Origin of the sequence: Streptomyces sp. NPDC058665, assembly GCF_042714995.1 — a bacterium.
Lineage (GTDB): Bacteria > Actinomycetota > Actinomycetes > Streptomycetales > Streptomycetaceae > Streptomyces.
Genome location: NZ_JBHXRX010000047.1, coordinates 11,612 through 29,568 on the forward strand (window position 1 = coordinate 11,612; position 17,957 = coordinate 29,568).

The window sequence follows — 17,957 nt, forward strand, 5'->3', positions numbered from 1 at the left end:
GATCGCCACCTCGACCATCTCACGGAGCAGACGATGAACCACACAGCACCTCGAACAGCCCTGATCTCGGGCGCCAGCATCGCCGGCCCGGCGCTGGCGTTCTGGCTGCACCGCTACGGCTTCGACGTCACGGTGGTGGAGCGCTCGCCGGCCGTGCGGGGCGGCGGGTACAACATCGACATCCGCGGAGCCGCAGTCGACGTCGTCAAGCGCATGGGGATCTACGACGAGCTCCAGGCCGTGCGAACCCCGCCGCAGAACATCACCTTCGTCGACAAGGACGGTCGCGAGATCGCGTCGATCAACACCGTGGACTACGTGAGCCAGGTCAACCCCGAGGACCTCGAGATCGCCCGGGGCGAGGTCACCACCGTCCTGTACGCCCACACCCGCGACGACGTGGAGTACGTCTTCAACGACTCGATCGCCACCCTCGACACGCACGACAGCGGGGTCGACGTGACGTTCACGCGAGGAGCTCCGCGCACCTTCGACATCGTCGTCGGGGCCGATGGCATCCACTCGAACACCCGCCGGCTGGTGTTCGGCGAGGAGAGCCGGTTCAGCCGCTACCTCGGCTACACCGTGGCGATCTTCACCGTCGACGAGTTCGGGGCGGAGCCCCAGCGGTCCACGATGTACAACGTCCCCGGGCTGACAGCGGCGTTCGGCCGGACGACGCCCGGCGGGCCCGGGCAGGCGTTCCTCGCCTTCCGGCAGGACGACCCCGACGCCCTGCGGGAGACCGACTTCGACGGGCAATGCGACCTCGTGGCCCGCGCGTACCGGAACGAGGGCTGGCGGATCCCCGAGATCGTGGCGGCCATGCGGTCCACCGACGACCTCTACTTCGACAGCGTCGGGCAGATCCGGATGGACGAGTGGAGCAAGGACCGGGTGGCGCTTGTCGGCGACTCGTGTTTCGCACCGGCGTTCCTGTCCGGCCAGGGCACGAGCATGGCGCTGATCGGCTCGTACTGCCTGGCCACGGCCCTGGCGAACAACGCCGACCACACCGCGGCCTTCGCCGAGTACGACCGCTCCTGCCGGGCCTTCATGGTGAAGTCCCAGGACCTGGCGCTGAGCGGATCGCTGACGGTGCTGCCGGCCACCGAGGAGGCCCTGCTCCGGCGCAACGAGGTGTTGCGGGGGCTGTCCAGCCGCAGGCCCGGCGGCGGCGACCTGGGGGCGGCGACTCGCGAGGCCTCCAACGCGATCACCCTGCCGGAGGTCGCGGGCGCCGCCGACCGCGCCACCGGTTGAGCCGGGTGGCGCCGACGCCGGACGAACGCCTCGTCGGGTTCATGCTCGCGCTGACGTTCTCGACGGGGATCATCGACGCAGGTCGGGTACCTGGGCCTCAACCGGGTGTTCACCGGCCGAGGCCCCTCGCGTGAGATGGCCTCCGAGCACCTACTCGCTCACTCGGGAACCGAATTCGGCCCGGTCGCCATCGGCAAGGGCCTCGGCCGGTTCAGCGGCGCCGTCGCCAACGCGCTGACCAAGCTGACCGGGAACGGGACAGTTGCACAGACCAGCGAGCGCCCGGTCCTGTACGCCGCTGTCAGGTCCGACACCACGGACGAGCCGTGACCACAGCGGATCACCTCGCGGTCCGGCTCAGCGCGCTCGGCTTCACCGCGCGACCGGTGGACAGGGTGGTTCCCGGCCGCCCACCGCCTGCGCCGGGGCATCGAACCGCGCCAAGGTCTAAGACGACGAGACGCTCCCCGACGAGTTCACCGCCGGACCGGACTCGAACCGCGTCGAACGCCGCTGGCCCGCGCCCGCCGGATACCGACCGGGCGCCGTCGTGCTCGCACAGCGGCGGTCAGGCTTGTACGAGGCCGCTCTGGTAGGCGATCACGACGAGTTGTGCGCGGTCGCGGGCGTCGAGCTTCGTCATGGCGCGCTGGATGTGGCTGCGGATGGTCAGGGGGCTGATGAAGAGTTCCTCGGCGATGTCGGTGTTGGACATACCGTGCGCGGCCAGGGCCATCACCTCGCGTTCGCGGGGGGTGAGATCGCTGAGACGCTCGGGGGACGCGAGCCGCTTCTCGGGGTCGGGCGCGGCCAGGAAGCGCGTGATGAGTGCGCGGGTCGCGAGGGGTGAGAGCAGGGATTCGCCCCCGGCCACTGTACGTATGCCGGTGAGGAGCACGTCGGTGCTGACGTCCTTGCCCAGAAAGCCGCTCGCGCCCGCGCGGATGGCCTCGGCGACGTACTGGTCGTTCTCGAAGGTGGTGAGGATGAGGACGCGGGTGTCCGTCAGTTCGGGGTCGGCGCAGATGGCCGCGGTCGCGGCCAGGCCGTCGGTCCCGGGCATCCGGATGTCCATCAGGACCACGTCGGGATGGTGGGCGCGGGTGAGGTCCACCGCCTCGCTTCCGTCGGCGGCCTCACCGACGACGGTCATGTCCTCGGTGGTGTCGATGAGGATGCGGAACGTGGCTCGCAGGAGCGCCTGGTCGTCGGCGAGCAGGACGGTGGTCATGTGGGTCGGCTTCCTTCTGACGGCTGCTGGGGGGACGGGAACGGGGGCGGCGAGGGCAGGGGCAGCGGCAGGGGCAGGGCGCAGGTGACTTCGAAGCCGCCTGCCGGGCGGGGGCCGGCGTGCAGGGTCCCGCCGGCGGAGTGGGCACGTTCCCGCATGCCGACGAGTCCGAAGCCATGTCCGGAGGCGGGTGCGTCCGCGCCGATGGCTCCGTCGTTGCTGATCGTCAGCGTCACATGGTCCGGGGAGTAGGCGAGGCGGACGTGCGCCGTCGCGGTGGTGGCGTGTTTGGTGACGTTGGTCAGGGCCTCCTGCACGATCCGGTACGCGCTCAGGTCCACCCCGGCCGGCAGGTGCCGGGGCTCGCCCTCGACATCGGTCCGGACAACGAGACCCGCGGTGGCGAACGCCGCCGTCAATTCACCGAGTTGAGCGAGTCCGGGGGCGGGTCCCAGCGACTCGGACTCGTTGTCCTGGCGAAGGAGCCCCACGGTCGCTTTCATCTCGCGCAGTGCCGACGCGGTGGTCTCCCGCAGACTGTCGAGCATCGAGCCCGCCTGGTCCGAATGCGCGCGCACCAAGTGCGCGGCGGTACCGGCCTGGGCGTTGGCCAGGGCCAGATGATGCGCGACCACGTCATGCAGCTCGCGGGCGATACGCATGCGTTCTTGGGCGACCCGGTGGCGGGCCTCTTCTTCGCGGGTGTGTTCGGCGTGGTCCGCGCGCGCGTGCACGGCGGCGAAGTAGGCGCGGCGCACCTGTACGGCATTGCCCAGGACGGCGGGCAGGAGCAGCCAGGCGATGGGATTGACCGTCATGAGCAGCAGATCGTGCTGGCCCGGGTCGGCGAAGAGACCGGTGGCGACCAGAAGCGCCACGGTAAGGAGGGTGCAGTCGCGGGTGTTCCTGCGGTCGGTGAGCAGGCCCAGCGAGTACAGGGCCGCGATGAGCGAGCCCTGCAGCAGGGGCGTGAGCAGATATCCCAGCGAGCTCGCGACCACAGCACACAGCGCGGTGACGGCCACGACGGTACGGGGCAGGCTCCGGCGCCAGAAGAGGGCGGCACAGCCGACCACCGACAGCAGCACCGCCGGCCAGATCCCGATCTGCTTGTCGAGGACAAGCCCTTTGTACACGCTTGCGCCGATGGAGACCACCAACAGCCCCAGGACCACCATGATGTCCACCCGACGGGAAGGCGGGCCCCCGCGGCCCCATGATTCAGGGTTCATCGGTCTCACTTCCGGTCTGTCCTGCGGTGCGATCCGGCGGACAGGCCTGGGGCCTGTCCGCCGGATGCCGGGTCGGGGTCGGGGTCGGGGTCGGTCACATACGTACTGGCTCCATGGTCTCGTCCAGTCGCCGCACCGTGGGTGGCGGCGACTGGAGTGCCGAGCCTTCCACATCGACGTTGGGCAGCACCTTGTCAAGCCGACGCGGCAGCCACCAGGCCCGGTGGCCGAGCAGCGCGAGCACCGCCGGCACGAGTGCCATGCGGACCACGAAGGCGTCGAAGAGTACGGCGACGGCGAGACCGAATCCGATGGTCTTGATCATCGGCTCGGCGGAGGCGATGAAGGCGGAGAACACAGCGATCATGATGAGCGCGGCGGCGACGACGACCCGCGCGCTGTGGCGGAATCCGGTGACGACCGCCTCGGCCGGCCGGTCCCCGTGCACGTAAGCCTCCCGCATGCGGGACACGAGGAAGACCTCGTAGTCCATGGCGAGACCGAAGACGATGCCCACCAGAAAGATCGGCATGAGGCTCATGATCGGTCCGGCCTGCTCGACACCGAGCAGTTCGGCGCCCCAGCCCCACTGGAAGACCGCCACGACGGAGCCGAGAGCGGCCAGGACGGAGAGCAGGAACCCGACGGCCGCCTTCACGGGGACGAGTACGGAGCGGAAGACGACGAGCAGCAGGACGAAGGCCAGCCCGACGATGACGGAGAGGTACGGAATCAACGCGTCCTGAAGCGCCTGGGCGATATCGATGCTCATCGCCGTACTGCCGGTCACCTCGAACGTCGCGCCGCTGGCCGCCTCGACCCCGGAGCGTTCGCCCCGGATGGTGTGGACGAGATCCGTCGTCGTCTCCTCGTTCGGGCCGCCGGCCGGCACGGCCGAGAAGATCGCGGTGTCGCCCGTGGGGTTGAACCGGGCGGGCGAGACGGAGACGACTCCTTCGATTGCGCCGACCTCCTTGGTGATCGTGGCGACCGCGGTCTTCGGGTCGTGGGCGCCCTCGGCGTCCACCACGACGGTCAGCGGACCGTTGAAGCCGGCGCCGAAGCCGTCGGCGAGCGCGTCGTAGGCACGGCGTTCGGTGGTGGAGACCGACTTGGACTCCTCGCCGGGCATGCCCATCCGCAGATCCGTCGCCGGCAGGGCGAAAGCCCCGAGGGCGGCGACGCCGATCAGCAGGACCGCGACCGGGCGGCGCAGTACGAAGCGGGCCCAGCGGGTACCGCCGTTCTCTGTCGGAATGCCGCTTCTCGCACGTGCCTTACGGGTCTTGCGTGAGAGGACCGCGTCCGGCCAGAAGCCGAGCAGCGCCGGGACCAGCGTCAGCGCGACGAGTACGGCGATCACGACGGCTCCGGCTGCGGCGAGGCCCATCTTGGTCAGCATGGGCACTCCGACCACCGTGAGTCCGGCGAGCGCGATGACGACCGTGAGCCCGGCGAAGAGGACCGCCGAACCGGCGGTTCCCGCCGCGAGCCCGGCCGCCTCCTGTGGCGTGCGCCCCTTGGCCCGTTCCTCGCGGTAGCGCGAGACGACGAACAGCGCGTAGTCGATACCGACCGCGAGCCCCAGCATGGAGGCCAGCGTGCCGGTCGTGAGGGACAGCCCGAAGGTGCTGGCCAGAGCGAGGATCGAGGCCATACTGATGCCGACACCGATCACCGCGGTGAGCAACGGCAGACCGGCCGCTGCCAGCGATCCGAACGTGACCAGCAGGACGACGGCCGCGAGAGCGACACCCACGGCTTCCGCCATGACACCCACGGCCGGCTCGGTCGCGAGAGCGGGTCCGCCCACCTCGACCGTCATGCCCCGCTTCTGCGCGACGTCGATCGCGTTCTCCAGCGTGTTCTTGGTGGTGTCGGTGAGGTCGGCCGCCTTCACCTTGTAGCTGACGGTCGCGTACGCGGTCGAGGCGTCCTCGCTCACCGCGTTCGCCCGGAAGGGACTCACCACCCGGTCGACCTGCGCACCCCCGCCGACCTCGGCCACGAGTTCGTCGATGACCACTCGGTGGTCGGCCGCTGTGATCTTCTGTCCGTCGGGAGCCACGAACACGATCCGGGCGTCGACCCCCTCGGAGTTCGATCCGGGGAAGCGCTGCTCCATCAGATCGAAGGCACTCTGCGCCTCGATCCCCGACATGAAGGAGCCGTCCTCCTCGGCGGCGGGCGCCGTGGCGGCACCGGCACCGACGGCGAGGAGGAGGGCCACCCACACGAGGAGGACGGACCAGCGACGCCGGAAGGCCGTACGGCCCAGGCGGTAGAGGAAAGTAGCCACGAGTTCGGGATCTCCACATCTCTTCTTGGGTAGAACCCCAGACTGGCTGGCCGCCCCTCCTCCAGGCATCGTGCGCCTGCTCCCACTTCACCCTGCTGAAATCGCACGAGCCACACCCCCGCACCCCCACCCCAGGCAGGAGAACCGCCTCCACCCAAGCCCTGATCCGGATCGGGCAAACAGCAGGGCTGGTCAACTTCCTGCGCGACATGGTCCACAGCAGCCACCAGCGACAGCGTGACGACCGCAGCCGTGAACGCCTGTGGCCGGCCAGGCTGCCGGAGCCCGTGCACAGGCCGGCGGGGGAACGCTCCCTCCGCGAGCTCTACGACCGGTTGTACGCGTGGCACCAGAAGCTGCCCCGGGAGGACGACCAGACGGAACTCGTCCTGGGCACAGGGCTTTCGACCTGGGCCGCCCCGGACGGTGACGTAGTGCACCGCCATCTGTTCACCCATCGGGTAGAGACATCGGTGGATCGCCGCACGGCGCGGCTTACTGTGTGGCTGTCGCCGGAGAGCGCCCTGCGTCTCGAAGACCAGGACTTCCTGGACAGCGATGATGGATGGGTACGCGGGCGCGGGGCCGCTCTCTCGGAGGAGATCACGGCGCGAGGGACGGATCCCGCTGGGGCCCGAGGCGCTGGAGCAGCTCGCGCAGTGGCAGGAGCGGGCGACCACTCGGCCCATGGGCCTCAGCGCAGCGCGCGTGGACCGTCCGCCTGGCACGGGGCCCAGAAGGCACCGCTCTTCGGTGACGATCCCCTCTTCCCGGGCAAGACGAACGCTCGGCGCGCAGCGTGCTGGGGCGCCTGAAGGACGACACCGGTGTGGTGGTCCAGGGCCCGCCGGGGACTGGCAAAACCCACACAATCGCCAACCTTGTCTCGGCACTGCTCGCACAGGGCCAGCGGGTACTCGTCACCAGCGCCCGCGACCAGCCGCTCACTGTGTTACGGGACGAACTTCCCCAACCGGTAAGGGACTTGTGCGTCCTGCTGCTCAGCTCCACTCGCCATGAGGGCGAGGGCGAGCTGGAGCTCACCATCAACGCGCTCACCGACCAGGTGGCCGCCAGTGACCCCGCCGAACTACGTGCTGAGATCCGCCGCCTCGCCGCGAGCGGGACGAGGCGCCCGGCCCGTGCGGTTCCGGCTTCTCGCGGAAGGACCGCAGAACAGCGGCGGTGCAGTCGGGGCGAACCTCGCGAATTTCTGCTTCCAGAAGTGGCCGGACCGCGGCGTGAAGGTCATCCAGGGCGGTGAGTAGCCGGCGCACGTGCGAAAACCGGGCCCGGCCGGTCCCAGCCGCCTCGCGTTGCCAGGATTCTGTTGGCCGCACGGAAATGAGCGCTCCTCAGGAGCGCTAGGCGGACACCGCCACCACCTGCTTGCCCACAACTCCGCCGCGTTCGAACGCCTGGTGCGCCGCGGCGATGTCCGCGAGCGGGTACACACGGTCAACCACCGGGCGCAGCGCACCCGACGTGACATGGCCGGCTACGCCACGCAGCAGGGCCGTGTCAGGGTTGGCGCTGAAGGTCCGGATACGGCGGGAGCCGTGCACGCTCGACACGGCGATCGCGGTCAGGGCCGACGCGGAGAGTCCGACGGTGACCATCCGGCCGCCCTTGGCCAACCGGCTTCGGTAGCAGTTGAGTTCCGTACCGACGGTGTCGACGATGACGTCGAAGGAGCCGATCTGGTCCGAGGTGGTGGAGCCGTAATCGAAGACCTCGTCAGCGCCGAGGCCGGTGAGCAGTTCAGCGTGGCGGTCGCGGGCCAGCGCGGTCACGTGACCGCCCAGGGTGTGGGCCAGTTGCACGGCGGCGGTGCCGACCCCGCCGGCCGCGCCCCGGACCAGGACCCGTTCTCCGCCCGCGAGGCTCACGCTGTCGCGCAACGCGATCAGCGCTGTGGCACCCGCGACGACCAGGGATGCCGCTTCGACCGGCGAAATGCCTTCAGGGGCGTGAGCGATGCGGTCCGCGGGCACCGCCACGAATTCGGCCGCCCCCGCCGCGATGTGCCGCTGACGGGGATGCACCATGCCCCACACCCGTTCCCCGACCTGGTAGCCCTCGACACCGACGCCCGTCGCAGCGACGGTGCCCGCGAAGTCCAGCCCCGTGCCGATCGGGAACCTACGTCCCGACACCATTTTCAACTCCCCGGCACGGACGATCACATCGTGCCCGTTGACACTGGATGCCTCGACCGACACCAGGACTTCACCCGCACCGGGAGCGGGACGCTCGACGTCATTGACCCGCAGTACGTCTGCCGCACCATAGCTCGTGATCTGAACGGCCTTCATGTCGCTGTCCTTCCGTGACCTGCTGTGTGGTTGATCCGATACTGGATCCTCCAGGCGACATGACGCTCGTTCCGCTTGTCCCGGGTCCGCCAGACCCACCCTCGCCATCCGTACCCACGGCATACTGACACCGTGACCGACACCCCCTTCCCCATGAGCGGCGATCCCCGACGGGAACTCGCTGAGTTCCTGCGCGCTCGCCGAACCCGCCTGCGCCCACAGGACGTCGGCCTGGAACCGGGTCCCAGGCGTCGCGTCGCCGGGCTGCGCCGGGAGGAGTTGGCCCTGCTGGCCGGGGTGAGTTCGGACTACTACCAGCGCATGGAGCAAGGACGCGACGTCAGGCCCTCCGAACAGGTCCTGGACGCCCTCGCGCGCGCCCTGAACTTCTCCGCCGAGGAGTCCCGGCACCTGCACAGCCTCGCTGCGACCGCGCGTACCCCGGTCCGCAGCCCGCGTGCGTACGTGCCGGAGGAGGTGCCGGACACGACGCTTCGACTGCTGCGCACCATGACATCGCCCGCTTTGGTCGTCGGCCGTTTCCTGGACGTGCTGGCCTGGAGCCCGCTCGCCGGCGCCCTGCTGGGCGAGTTCACCGACCAGGCGCAGTCGCAGCGCAATCTGCTGTCGCTGTTCCTGCACCCCGAGGCCGACCAGGTATGCCCGGAACGGGCAGCCACCGTCGCCGAGCTGATCGGGATGCTGCGGACACAGGTCGCCGCCGATCCCGGGAACCCGCGCGCCGTGGAGCTCGTGGGTGAACTCGCTGTTCAAAGCGACGAGTTCGCGGCGCTGTGGGCCCGCCACGATGTAGAAGAACCCGTCCGCGGCCAGATGCGCATCAACCATCCCCTGGTCGGCGAACTCCGACTGGACTGGGACGCCTACCCGATACCGGGCAACCCCGGCCCCGTACTCATCGTCTGCACCGCCGCCGAAAACAGCCCCGACGCCGAACGACTGCAACTGCTCGCCGGCCTGTTGTCCCCCGGGCCGCAATCACGCTCATGACCCGACGCCAGGCCCGTACCTCCGAGCGTCACGATGTCGCCCACTGCTACGTGTTGCCAGAAACCGCCTGAACGCATCTCCCCGCTGTTCGCGAACATCGATGCCCTGCTGGAGGAGGAGCCTCAGATCCGCCTCCAGCGCGGCGGCCGGCATCCGCCGTGCTCCCTCGCGGACGATGCCGTAGATCACCGGACTCCACCTCTCAGGCACCTTTATATGGTCCGCCCGATGATCGAAACGAAACGGCCTGGCCCCGTGGCGGATCCCTCACCCACGATGGCGCCCCGGCCCCCCTGGCCCGGCGGCGGGTCGGGGCGTGGCTGTACGGGCTCGGCGGGTTCGGCGGGTTCGGCGACAATCGGTAGCCGCCGGACCCGCTAGGTCGTGCCCGCAAAGTCCCGCCCGGCCCGCCCGGCGGGCGGACGACGCGCCACCAGCACTTCGGGACCTGCCGGAAATCGACATTCTGCGGCAGGTGTGGGTCCAGCACTTCCACCTGGTGGAGGACGAGGTGGAACGGCGGGACCCAAAAGACCGCCCGCCGGGCGCGAAGCGCCTGGTCACCCCCGACGACATCGAGGCTCGTGGCAGTGTCAAACGCGACACGATGTGGCACGGCTACAAGGTTCATCTCACCGAGACGTGCGAGCCCGATGCCGTGCACCTGGTCACCAACGTGACCACCACCGTCTCCGACGACCGTATGGCCGCCGTCGTCCACACCGGCCTCGCCGAATGCGGCCTGTTGCCCGACGAGCACTGGGTCGATACCGGCTATGCCAGCTCCAGCGCCCTGGCCGCCGCTCGCAGCGACCACGGCATGGCCCTGCACGGTCCGCTGAGGCCTGTGACCGTCTCCCAGGCCCGTGGCGAGGGCACATATACAGACAGGGTGCCTTCGCCATCGACTCGGACAACCAGCATGTGACCTGCCCGAACGGGGCCACCAGCACCCAATGGGCCCAGAGCCGTTCGGAAGAACAGCTTCCCGTGATCCGGGCTCCAGCATCAGCTCACCGGCGCAGCAGTCAACCTCATCCGCATCGGCGCCTGGCTCACCGACAGACCCCGAGCCCGCACCCGGACCAGCCCCCTGGCCGCACTTCGCCCCGTCGCATGACGACGGGGCGAGGCAACCGGACCGGAATTGACCAACAGCGTCGGTGTGTCACCGGACCGGCCTCTGTGCGTGCGCGTGCGCCAACACGCGGTCCGCGATTCTCCCTTTGACTTCCTCCCCGCCCTAAAGGGCGAGGATTCCCTTCTCAGGAGTTCGGCCGGTCGCCCGGCTTACGGGTTCCTGCTTCAAGGACCGGCTGTTGCCTAGGTCTCGACAGGCTGACACGGCATGTCCTGCCGCGTTTCGGATGTCGATGGCGGCGTTCACGTCCGCATGGGCGCGGTGTCCGCAGTCTGCGGCTTTGCACACGAAGACCGATTGGCTCTCTCGGTTTCCTTCGGTGGCAAAGCCGCAGGCGCAGCACCGCTGCGACGTGTACGCCGGGTTGACCTTCACCAGCGCCGTGCCCGTGTACCGGGCGGCGTTGGCGAGGGCGAGTTCGAGACGGTGCCGTCCCTTGTCGAGGATCGCCCGGTTCAGGCCGCGTTTCTGCGCGGAAGGTCGCAGGGTCCAGTGCGTTGACCAGACACATGGCTTCCTGATCGCGGGTGGCGACCTCCTCCGTGCCCGCAGCCGGCGCGGGGCGGAAATGAGCGATGAAGCGGCCGGGGTCGGGGAATAGTGGCCCTGACTCGACGGTCAGCCCTGCTGTTGTCCAAGCGCGCTTTCCCCCGTCGAGTACGGAGACGTTGTCGTGGCCGAATACGCGAAACAGCCACCACACGCGTGTTGCCCAGGCACCGCCCGAGTCGTAGACCACCACACGCGAGGAGTTGTCGATGCCGAGGCGGCCGGCCTGCTCGGCGAAATACTCACCGGTGGGAAGCGTGTAGTCGAATGTCGCGTCCGGAGCCGACAGCGCGCCCGGAACGTCAGCGAAGACGGCGCCGGGGATATGGGCTTCCTCGTAGGCCTCGCGCATGGGAGTGGCCATGTATCTGCGGGTCGATTCGTCGAGTACCAACGACGTCGAGGCGTCCACGATCCGCAACTGCGGGTCGTGCAGGGCCTCGGAAAGCTGTTCGACACTGAGTAGTGCCGGAGGCTCTGATGTGGTCATGGGTGTTTCCTCTCCTCCGTGGTTCGTGCTCGCAACGCTGACGGTGGGCTGGTCAGGAGAGGTTGGCGTCACAGAGGGCCTGGTAGATGGCGGTGGTGTAGGCCGCGGCCCGCTGTGAGCCGAGGATGTCGGCGCCCATATTGTTCATGACATAGCTGATCGTCATGCGCCGGTCGAGGTCCATGATCGCCATCGAGCCGCCCCAGCCGCCCCAGAAGGCGATGCGGCCGTCAGGGATCCAGGACAGGGTGCGCCGGTCGGGCAACGCGTATCCGATGCCCCATCGCAGATGCAGTCCGTTGACGAGGTCCGCACCGTTGGACTGCTCATTGAAGATGAGTCCGACGGTGTCGGGCTTGAGGAGCTGACCGTGCGCCGAGGCTCCTGCACGGGTGATGGGAGCGAGAATCTCGGCGATCGCCAGAGCGTTCCCGTGTCCGTTGGCCGCGCCGAGGTCGGCTGCGCGCCAGGCTGGGGTGTTGGCCGCGCCGGCTTCGAATGAGGGACCGGTGAAGGTCCTGTAGGCGACGGTGTCGTGATCGAGTGTCGAGAGATCGAAGTCGAGTGTCGGTGCGATGACGTCGGCGACTCGTTCGACGTCGGCGCCGCGCAGCCCGATCTGGAAGTCGGCGCCGCTCGGCTGGACGATGTGCTGGTGCACGAATTCGCGCAGCGACTGGCCGGTCAGGCGGTGGATCAACTCGCCTGTCAGATGGCCGTAGTTGAGGACGTGGTAGCCGGAAGCCGTGCCGGGCTCCCACCACGGCTTTTGAGAAGCCATCCGGGCGGCCGCCGTGCGCACGTCGTACAGGTCCTCAAGCCGCGCGGGGTGATCCAGGCCGGACACGCCCGAGGTGTGTGACAGCAGATGCCGCACCTCAACATCCTGCTTGCCGTTCGCGGCGAACTCGGGCCAGTAGCGGGCAACCGGCGCGTAGACGTCCAGTTCGCCGGCGTCGACGAGCAGCAGGGCGGCAAGGCTTGCCACGGTCTTTGTGATCGACCACACGTTGGTGATCGTGTCGCGTCGCCAGGGCAGCGTGCGTGCTGCATCGCGATGGCCGCCCCACAGGTCCACCACCTGTTGGCCGTCGACATCGACGACGAGCGACAGGCCCACCTCGGCGCCGCTGCGCAGCTGGTCCTCCACGGCGTAGCGGACGGATTCGAACGTTGGGCTGACGGTTCCGTTCAGTTCGGTCATGTCGACATCGTCAAACCTTGACGCTGGTGTCAAGGTCAAGCGGTAGTGTGCTGACATGCGTATTGGCGAGCTGGCTGCCCAAGCAGGTGCCTCTCCGCGACAGGTGCGGTTCTACGAGGCAAAGGGCTTGATCACCTCGACGCGTGGGCCCAACAACTACCGCGACTACAGCGAAGCGACCCTGGGCCGCGTCCAGCAGATCCGCGAACTGCTGAACGCCGGCCTGTCGACGCACGCGATCCGCGGGATCCTGCCCTGTCTGGAATCTCCGCGCGATCCGATCGTCTTTGAAGGCGTCACATCGGAGACGGTGGCGGCACTCGAACGCGAACGTGACAGGCTGACCGAACGCATCGGCATCCTGGCCCGCAACCGTGACGCGATCGCCGACTACCTCACCGACCTCCGAGGGCGCGCGAACTGATGACCCACGTTTCTCTGTCGGTGATCACGCCCAGATGGTTCTGCCGACCTTCTGGTCGCGGACTCCCGCTGACCGCCCCAGGTCACCGCCTGCCCCGCCGGGCGCGAGCAGACTGGTCACCTCGGCGACGGCATCCGGCGAGGGCTTGAAATAGGGGCGGACGTTCTCCGGCTTCCGATGCCTCGGGGAGCGTCATTTCAGCGTCAAGATATCGCCCGGAACGCCCACAGCGCACATAGCACACACCCCGCGAAGTCGAACGCGGCCGTCGTGCGCTTCTCCGCGAATCAACCTGCGTCGAATCGCAAGGAACAAAACCACCACCTACAGACCACGTGATCACCGCGCGCCAGGCTTCACGACCACGCCTGCCTCTTCGATACTGAGTGCGCCGGGCACGGGGAAGGATTCGGACCGACGGCAGCCTGCCGCCCCATTCGGTTGACCAGGTAGAACCCAGCTCAGAAGCCTGAGTGGTAATCGTTCGAGGAGGATCCGTTGAGAATGCTCATCAATGTCCCGGAGACCGTGGTCGCCGATGGACTGCGGGGGATGGCCGCCGCGCATCCCGAGCTGTCCGTCGATGTGGACAACCGTGTGATCGTACGCCGTGACGCCCCCGTCGAGGGAAAGGTGGGGCTCGTCTCGGGCGGTGGTTCCGGGCACGAGCCGCTGCACGGCGGGTTCGTGGGGCCCGGGATGCTCTCCGCCGCCTGCCCGGGTGAGGTCTTCACCAGTCCCGTGCCCGATCAGATGGTGCGGGCCGCCGCCGCTGTCGACGGTGGCGCGGGTGTGCTGTTCATCGTCAAGAACTACACCGGGGACGTCCTCAACTTCGACATGGCCGCCGAGCTGGCCGAGGACGAGGGCATCCGGGTCGGCAAGGTGCTGGTCAACGACGACGTCGCCGTGACGGACAGCCTCTTCACCGCGGGCCGGCGCGGTACGGGTGCCACCCTCTTCGTCGAGAAGATCGCCGGCGCCGCCGCCGAGGAGGGCGCGACGCTGGAGCGGGTCGAGGCGATCGGGCGGCAGGTGAACGAGAGCTCGCGCAGCTTCGGTGTCGCCCTCAGTGCCGTGACCACCCCGTCCAAGGGCAGCCCAACCTTCGACCTGCCGGAAGGCGAGCTGGAGCTGGGCATCGGTATCCACGGCGAGCCGGGGCGTGAGCGGCGCGCGATGATGACGTCGCGTGAGATCGCGGACTTCTCCGTCGACGCGGTCCTGGAGGATCTGCGCCCGTCCGGTCCGGTGATCGCGCTGATCAACGGCATGGGTGCGACGCCGCTGCTGGAGCTGTACGGCTTCAACGCCGAGGTGCAGCGGGTGCTGGCCGAGCGGGGCGTCGCGGTGGCCCGTACGCTCGTCGGCAACTACGTGACCTCGCTCGACATGGCCGGGTGCTCGGTGACGCTCTGCCAGGTCGACGAGGATCTGCTGCGGCTCTGGGACGCGCCTGTGCGGACGCCCGCACTGCGCTGGGGCCGTTAGGTCCGTCTCCGGTGGATCTTCGCCGGCCCGGACCTCACCCGGCGGGCGGGTACATCCGACACGTACGCCCGACGCTCTTCGAGGAGACCTTGTGTCCGACCAGGATTCCGAGCCGGTGCTCGACGTCGACTTCTTCCGCCGCTGGCTCACGACGGCGGCCGCTTCCGTGGAACGGGAGGCGGACCATCTCACCCAGCTCGACTCGGCGATCGGCGACGCCGACCACGGCAGCAATCTGCAGCGCGGCTTCCGGGCCGTGACCGCGGAGCTGGAGAAGGCGTCGCCGGCCACGCCTGGGGCCGTACTGATCCTCGCGGGTCGACAGTTGATCTCCACGGTGGGCGGGGCCTCGGGACCGCTGTACGGGACGCTGCTGCGGCGTACGGGCAAGGCGCTCGACGACTCGGCCGAGGTCACGCCCGCCCAGCTGGCCGAGGCGCTGGGCGCCGGGGTAGCCGCCGTGGCGCAGCTGGGCGGCGCGAAGGCCGGGGACAAGACGATGATCGACGCGCTGGAGCCCGCGGTGGCGGCGCTCAGCACCTCCTTCGCTGCCGCGGCGGCAGCCGCCGAGGACGGCGCCGTGGCCACGGTGCCGATACTGGCCCGCAAGGGCCGGGCCAGCTATCTCGGTGAGCGCAGCATCGGGCACCAGGACCCGGGGGCCACGTCGTCGGCGCTGCTGATCGCGGCTCTCGCGGCGACGGCGGGCGAATGAGTACCGAGAAGCAGGTCGGCGTCGTGCTCGTGTCGCACAGCCGGGCGGTCGCGGAGTCCGTCGCCGAACTGGCCGTCGGGCTCGCGGGCGGTGGCACGACCGCTCCGGTGGCCGCCGCCGGCGGCACTCCGGACGGCGGGCTCGGGACGAGTTCCGAGCTGATCGCGGGGGCCGCGGCCCGGGTGGACCGGGGTGCGGGCGTCGCCCTGCTGGTCGATCTCGGCAGTGCCGTGCTGACCGTCAAGTCGCTGGTGGCCGAGGGCGACGAACTGCCGGAGGGCGCACGGCTGCTGGACGCGCCCTTCCTGGAAGGCGCGGTCGCGGCCGTGGTGACGGCGTCGGCGGGCGCGGACCTGGACGCGGTCGAGGCTGCGGCCGTGGAGGCGTACAGCTACCGCAAGGTCTGAAGCCGCCGGGCCTCGCAAGCGGTACGCGGGGAGAGACGGGCCACACTTTGTGCAACTGGTTGCACAAAGTGTGGTGGCCGGGCTACTACTGGAGCGCAGCCGTCGCGCGAGGAGCCCCGCATGAACCCGTACCCGACTCCGTACCCCCATCTGCTCAGCCCTCTCGACCTGGGGTTCGTGACCCTGCCCAACCGGGTGCTGATGGGGTCGATGCATGTCGGCCTGGAAGAGGCCGAGAACGGCTTCGCGCGCATGGCCGCCTTCTACGCCGCCCGCGCACGCGGCGGCGTCGGTCTGATGGTGACCGGCGGCATCGCGCCCAACGACCGGGGACGGCCGTACGAGGGCGGCGCCCGGCTCACGACCGAGGCGGAGGCCGAGCGGCACCGGCAGGTGACCTCGGCGGTGCACGCGGCGGGCGGCCGGATCGCGATGCAGATCCTGCACTTCGGGCGGTACGCCTACCACCCGGACCTGGTGGCGCCGAGCGCGCTCCAGGCCCCCATCAGCCCCCATGTCCCGCACGCCCTCACCGACGACGAGGTGACGGAGACGGTCGAGGACTTCGTACGGGCGGCGGAGCTGGCGCGGCTGGCCGGGTACGACGGCGTCGAGGTCATGGGCTCCGAGGGCTATCTCATCAACGAGTTCATCGCCGCGCGGACCAATCTGCGCGAGGACCGGTGGGGCGGTACCTACGAGAACCGCATCCGCTTCCCGCTGGAGATCGTCCGCCGTATCCGCGAGCGCGTCGGTCCCGACTTCATCCTCATCTACCGCCTGTCGATGCTCGATCTGGTGCCCGGCGGGTCCTCGCTCGCCGAAGTCGTCACGCTGGCCAAGGAGATCGAGGCGGCGGGCGCCACGCTGATCAACACCGGGATCGGCTGGCACGAGGCGCGCGTCCCGACGATCGCGGCGTCCGTCCCGCGCGGCGCGTACACCTGGGTGACCAAGGCGCTGATGGGGTCGGTCTCCGTACCACTGATCACCAGCAACCGCGTCAACACCCCCGAGGTGGCCGAGCAGTTGCTCGCCGACGGGCGCGCGGACCTGGTCTCGATGGCACGCCCCTTCCTGGCCGATCCGGACTTCGTCGCCAAGGCGCGCGACGGGCGGGCCGACACGATCAACACCTGTATCGGCTGCAACCAGGCCTGCCTCGACCACACGTTCAGCGGGAGGATCACCTCCTGTCTGGTCAATCCGCGGGCCTGCCACGAGACCGAGCTGGTCCTCTCCCCCACCCGGCGTGCCAAGCGGGTCGCGGTCGTCGGGGCCGGTCCCGCCGGGCTCGCGTGCGCCGTGTCCGCGGCCGAACGGGGGCACCACGTCACGCTGTTCGAGGCGGCGGACGAGATCGGCGGGCAGCTCAACGTCGCCAAACGGGTGCCCGGCAAGGAGGAGTTCGACGAGACGCTGCGCTACTTCCGTGGCCGGCTCGCGCGACTCTCGGTCGACGTACGGCTCAACACCCCCGCCACGGTTGGTGAGTTGGTGAACGGTACGGCCGGATACGACGAGATCGTCGTGGCGACCGGTGTCACACCGCGTACCCCGCTGATCCCCGGCGTCGACCATCCGCACGTGCTCAGCTACCTCGACGTACTGCGCGACGGCGTCGCCGTCGGCGAGCGCGTCGCGATCATCGGGGCGGGCGGCATCGGCTTCGACGTGGCCGAGTTCCTCACCGACAGCGGCGAGCGGGCGAGCCTGGACCCGGACGCCTACTTCCGGCGGTGGGGAGTCGACACCGGCTACCGCTCCCCCGGCGGACTCGGAGAACCCGTACGGACGAAGCCGCCGCGGACGGTCCACCTGATCCAGCGAAAAACGGGGAAGGTCGGCGCCGGGCTCGGCAGGACCACCGGGTGGATCCACCGCACCGAACTGCGCCACCGGGGAGTCACCATGATCGCGGGCGCCGTCTACGACCGGATCGACGACGAGGGGCTGCGTCTGACGGTCGACGGCACCCCCTCTCTCCTGCGCGTGGACACGGTCGTGCTGTGCGCGGGGCAGGAACCACGGCGCGAGCTGTACGACGCGCTCCGCGCGGCCGGCGCCTCCGCGCATCTCATCGGCGGGGCGGACGTCGCCGCCGAACTGGACGCCAAGCGCGCCATCGACCAGGGGACGCGGCTGGCCGCCACGATCTGAACCATTGGCCGGAACTTTTAGGATG

15 protein-coding genes and 2 pseudogenes are annotated in these 17,957 nt (G+C 69.4%); 10 read left to right on the forward strand and 7 right to left on the reverse strand.

Annotation, left to right across the window (positions count from 1 at the left end):
- The first annotated feature begins 33 nt into the window (after positions 1-33).
- Both ACFWV8_RS26815 and ACFWV8_RS26820 read left to right on the forward strand, forming a co-directional pair.
- Entirely contained in the window at positions 34-1,263 is a 1,230-nt protein-coding gene (locus ACFWV8_RS26815; RefSeq protein ID WP_384208726.1) for an FAD-dependent monooxygenase, read from the forward strand.
- A 135-nt stretch (positions 1,264-1,398) separates the two neighbouring features.
- Positions 1,399-1,593, forward strand: a complete 195-nt coding sequence (locus ACFWV8_RS26820; protein WP_384208729.1) for a hypothetical protein — start codon at positions 1,399-1,401, stop codon at positions 1,591-1,593.
- A 238-nt stretch (positions 1,594-1,831) separates the two neighbouring features.
- Here the strand turns inward: ACFWV8_RS26820 and ACFWV8_RS26825 are convergent, their stop codons facing one another.
- From ACFWV8_RS26825 to ACFWV8_RS26835, 3 genes are all read right to left on the reverse strand, one after another.
- Positions 1,832-2,494 (reverse strand): response regulator, encoded by a 663-nt coding sequence (locus ACFWV8_RS26825; protein WP_384208732.1) that lies wholly within the window; start codon positions 2,492-2,494, stop codon positions 1,832-1,834.
- Positions 2,491-3,726 carry a sensor histidine kinase gene (locus ACFWV8_RS26830; protein ID WP_384208734.1) on the reverse strand — a complete coding sequence of 412 codons (1,236 nt, stop codon included), beginning with the start codon at positions 3,724-3,726 and terminating at the stop codon, positions 2,491-2,493. The genes ACFWV8_RS26825 and ACFWV8_RS26830 overlap by 4 nt, the downstream gene beginning before the upstream one ends.
- A gap of 94 nt (positions 3,727-3,820) precedes the next feature.
- Positions 3,821-6,025 (reverse strand): MMPL family transporter, encoded by a 2,205-nt coding sequence (locus ACFWV8_RS26835; protein ID WP_384208737.1) that lies wholly within the window; start codon positions 6,023-6,025, stop codon positions 3,821-3,823.
- An 832-nt stretch (positions 6,026-6,857) separates the two neighbouring features.
- Here ACFWV8_RS26835 and ACFWV8_RS26840 point away from each other — a divergent pair.
- On the forward strand, positions 6,858-7,289 hold the full coding sequence (locus ACFWV8_RS26840) for an AAA domain-containing protein (RefSeq protein ID WP_384208835.1): 432 nt from the start codon (positions 6,858-6,860) through the stop codon (positions 7,287-7,289).
- Between the two features lie 100 nt (positions 7,290-7,389).
- On the opposite strand, the gene ACFWV8_RS26845 is transcribed toward ACFWV8_RS26840, so the two are convergent.
- Entirely contained in the window at positions 7,390-8,340 is a 951-nt protein-coding gene (locus ACFWV8_RS26845; protein WP_384208740.1) for an NAD(P)-dependent alcohol dehydrogenase, read from the reverse strand.
- A 153-nt stretch (positions 8,341-8,493) separates the two neighbouring features.
- On the opposite strand from ACFWV8_RS26845, the gene ACFWV8_RS26850 reads away from it, so the two are divergent.
- A complete protein-coding gene (locus tag ACFWV8_RS26850) occupies positions 8,494-9,351 on the forward strand; it encodes a helix-turn-helix transcriptional regulator (protein ID WP_384208838.1) in 858 nt (285 codons plus the stop codon).
- Between the two features lie 427 nt (positions 9,352-9,778).
- Positions 9,779-10,471 (forward strand): annotated as a pseudogene (locus tag ACFWV8_RS26855) (IS5/IS1182 family transposase); the annotation flags it as partial.
- 123 nt (positions 10,472-10,594) lie between these two features.
- On the opposite strand, the gene ACFWV8_RS26860 reads toward ACFWV8_RS26855, so the two are convergent.
- The 3 genes and pseudogenes from ACFWV8_RS26860 to ACFWV8_RS26870 all read right to left on the reverse strand — a co-directional run bounded on the left by ACFWV8_RS26860 (position 10,595) and on the right by ACFWV8_RS26870 (position 12,735).
- A complete protein-coding gene (locus tag ACFWV8_RS26860; RefSeq protein ID WP_384208841.1) occupies positions 10,595-10,867 on the reverse strand; it encodes a zinc ribbon domain-containing protein in 273 nt (90 codons plus the stop codon).
- A 265-nt stretch (positions 10,868-11,132) separates the two neighbouring features.
- Positions 11,133-11,531, reverse strand: a pseudogene (locus tag ACFWV8_RS26865) (sulfurtransferase); the annotation flags it as partial.
- Between the two features lie 52 nt (positions 11,532-11,583).
- Positions 11,584-12,735: a serine hydrolase domain-containing protein gene (locus ACFWV8_RS26870; RefSeq protein WP_384208743.1), complete on the reverse strand. Its 1,152-nt coding sequence runs from the start codon at positions 12,733-12,735 to the stop codon at positions 11,584-11,586.
- 55 nt (positions 12,736-12,790) lie between these two features.
- Between ACFWV8_RS26870 and ACFWV8_RS26875 the strand changes: the two genes are divergently transcribed.
- From ACFWV8_RS26875 to ACFWV8_RS26895, 5 genes are all read left to right on the forward strand, one after another.
- On the forward strand, positions 12,791-13,159 hold the full coding sequence (locus ACFWV8_RS26875; protein WP_384208746.1) for a MerR family transcriptional regulator: 369 nt from the start codon (positions 12,791-12,793) through the stop codon (positions 13,157-13,159).
- Positions 13,160-13,657: 498 nt separating this feature from the next.
- Complete coding sequence (dhaK, locus tag ACFWV8_RS26880; protein ID WP_384208749.1) at positions 13,658-14,650, forward strand: dihydroxyacetone kinase subunit DhaK; 993 nt, start codon at positions 13,658-13,660, stop codon at positions 14,648-14,650.
- 115 nt (positions 14,651-14,765) lie between these two features.
- Entirely contained in the window at positions 14,766-15,365 is a 600-nt protein-coding gene (dhaL, locus tag ACFWV8_RS26885; protein WP_384208845.1) for a dihydroxyacetone kinase subunit DhaL, read from the forward strand.
- Positions 15,362-15,772, forward strand: a complete 411-nt coding sequence (locus ACFWV8_RS26890) for a PTS-dependent dihydroxyacetone kinase phosphotransferase subunit DhaM (RefSeq protein ID WP_384208751.1) — start codon at positions 15,362-15,364, stop codon at positions 15,770-15,772. Before dhaL ends, ACFWV8_RS26890 begins: the two co-directional genes overlap by 4 nt.
- Positions 15,773-15,892: 120 nt before the next feature.
- A complete protein-coding gene (locus tag ACFWV8_RS26895; protein ID WP_384208754.1) occupies positions 15,893-17,932 on the forward strand; it encodes an FAD-dependent oxidoreductase in 2,040 nt (679 codons plus the stop codon).
- Positions 17,933-17,957 lie beyond the last annotated feature (25 nt).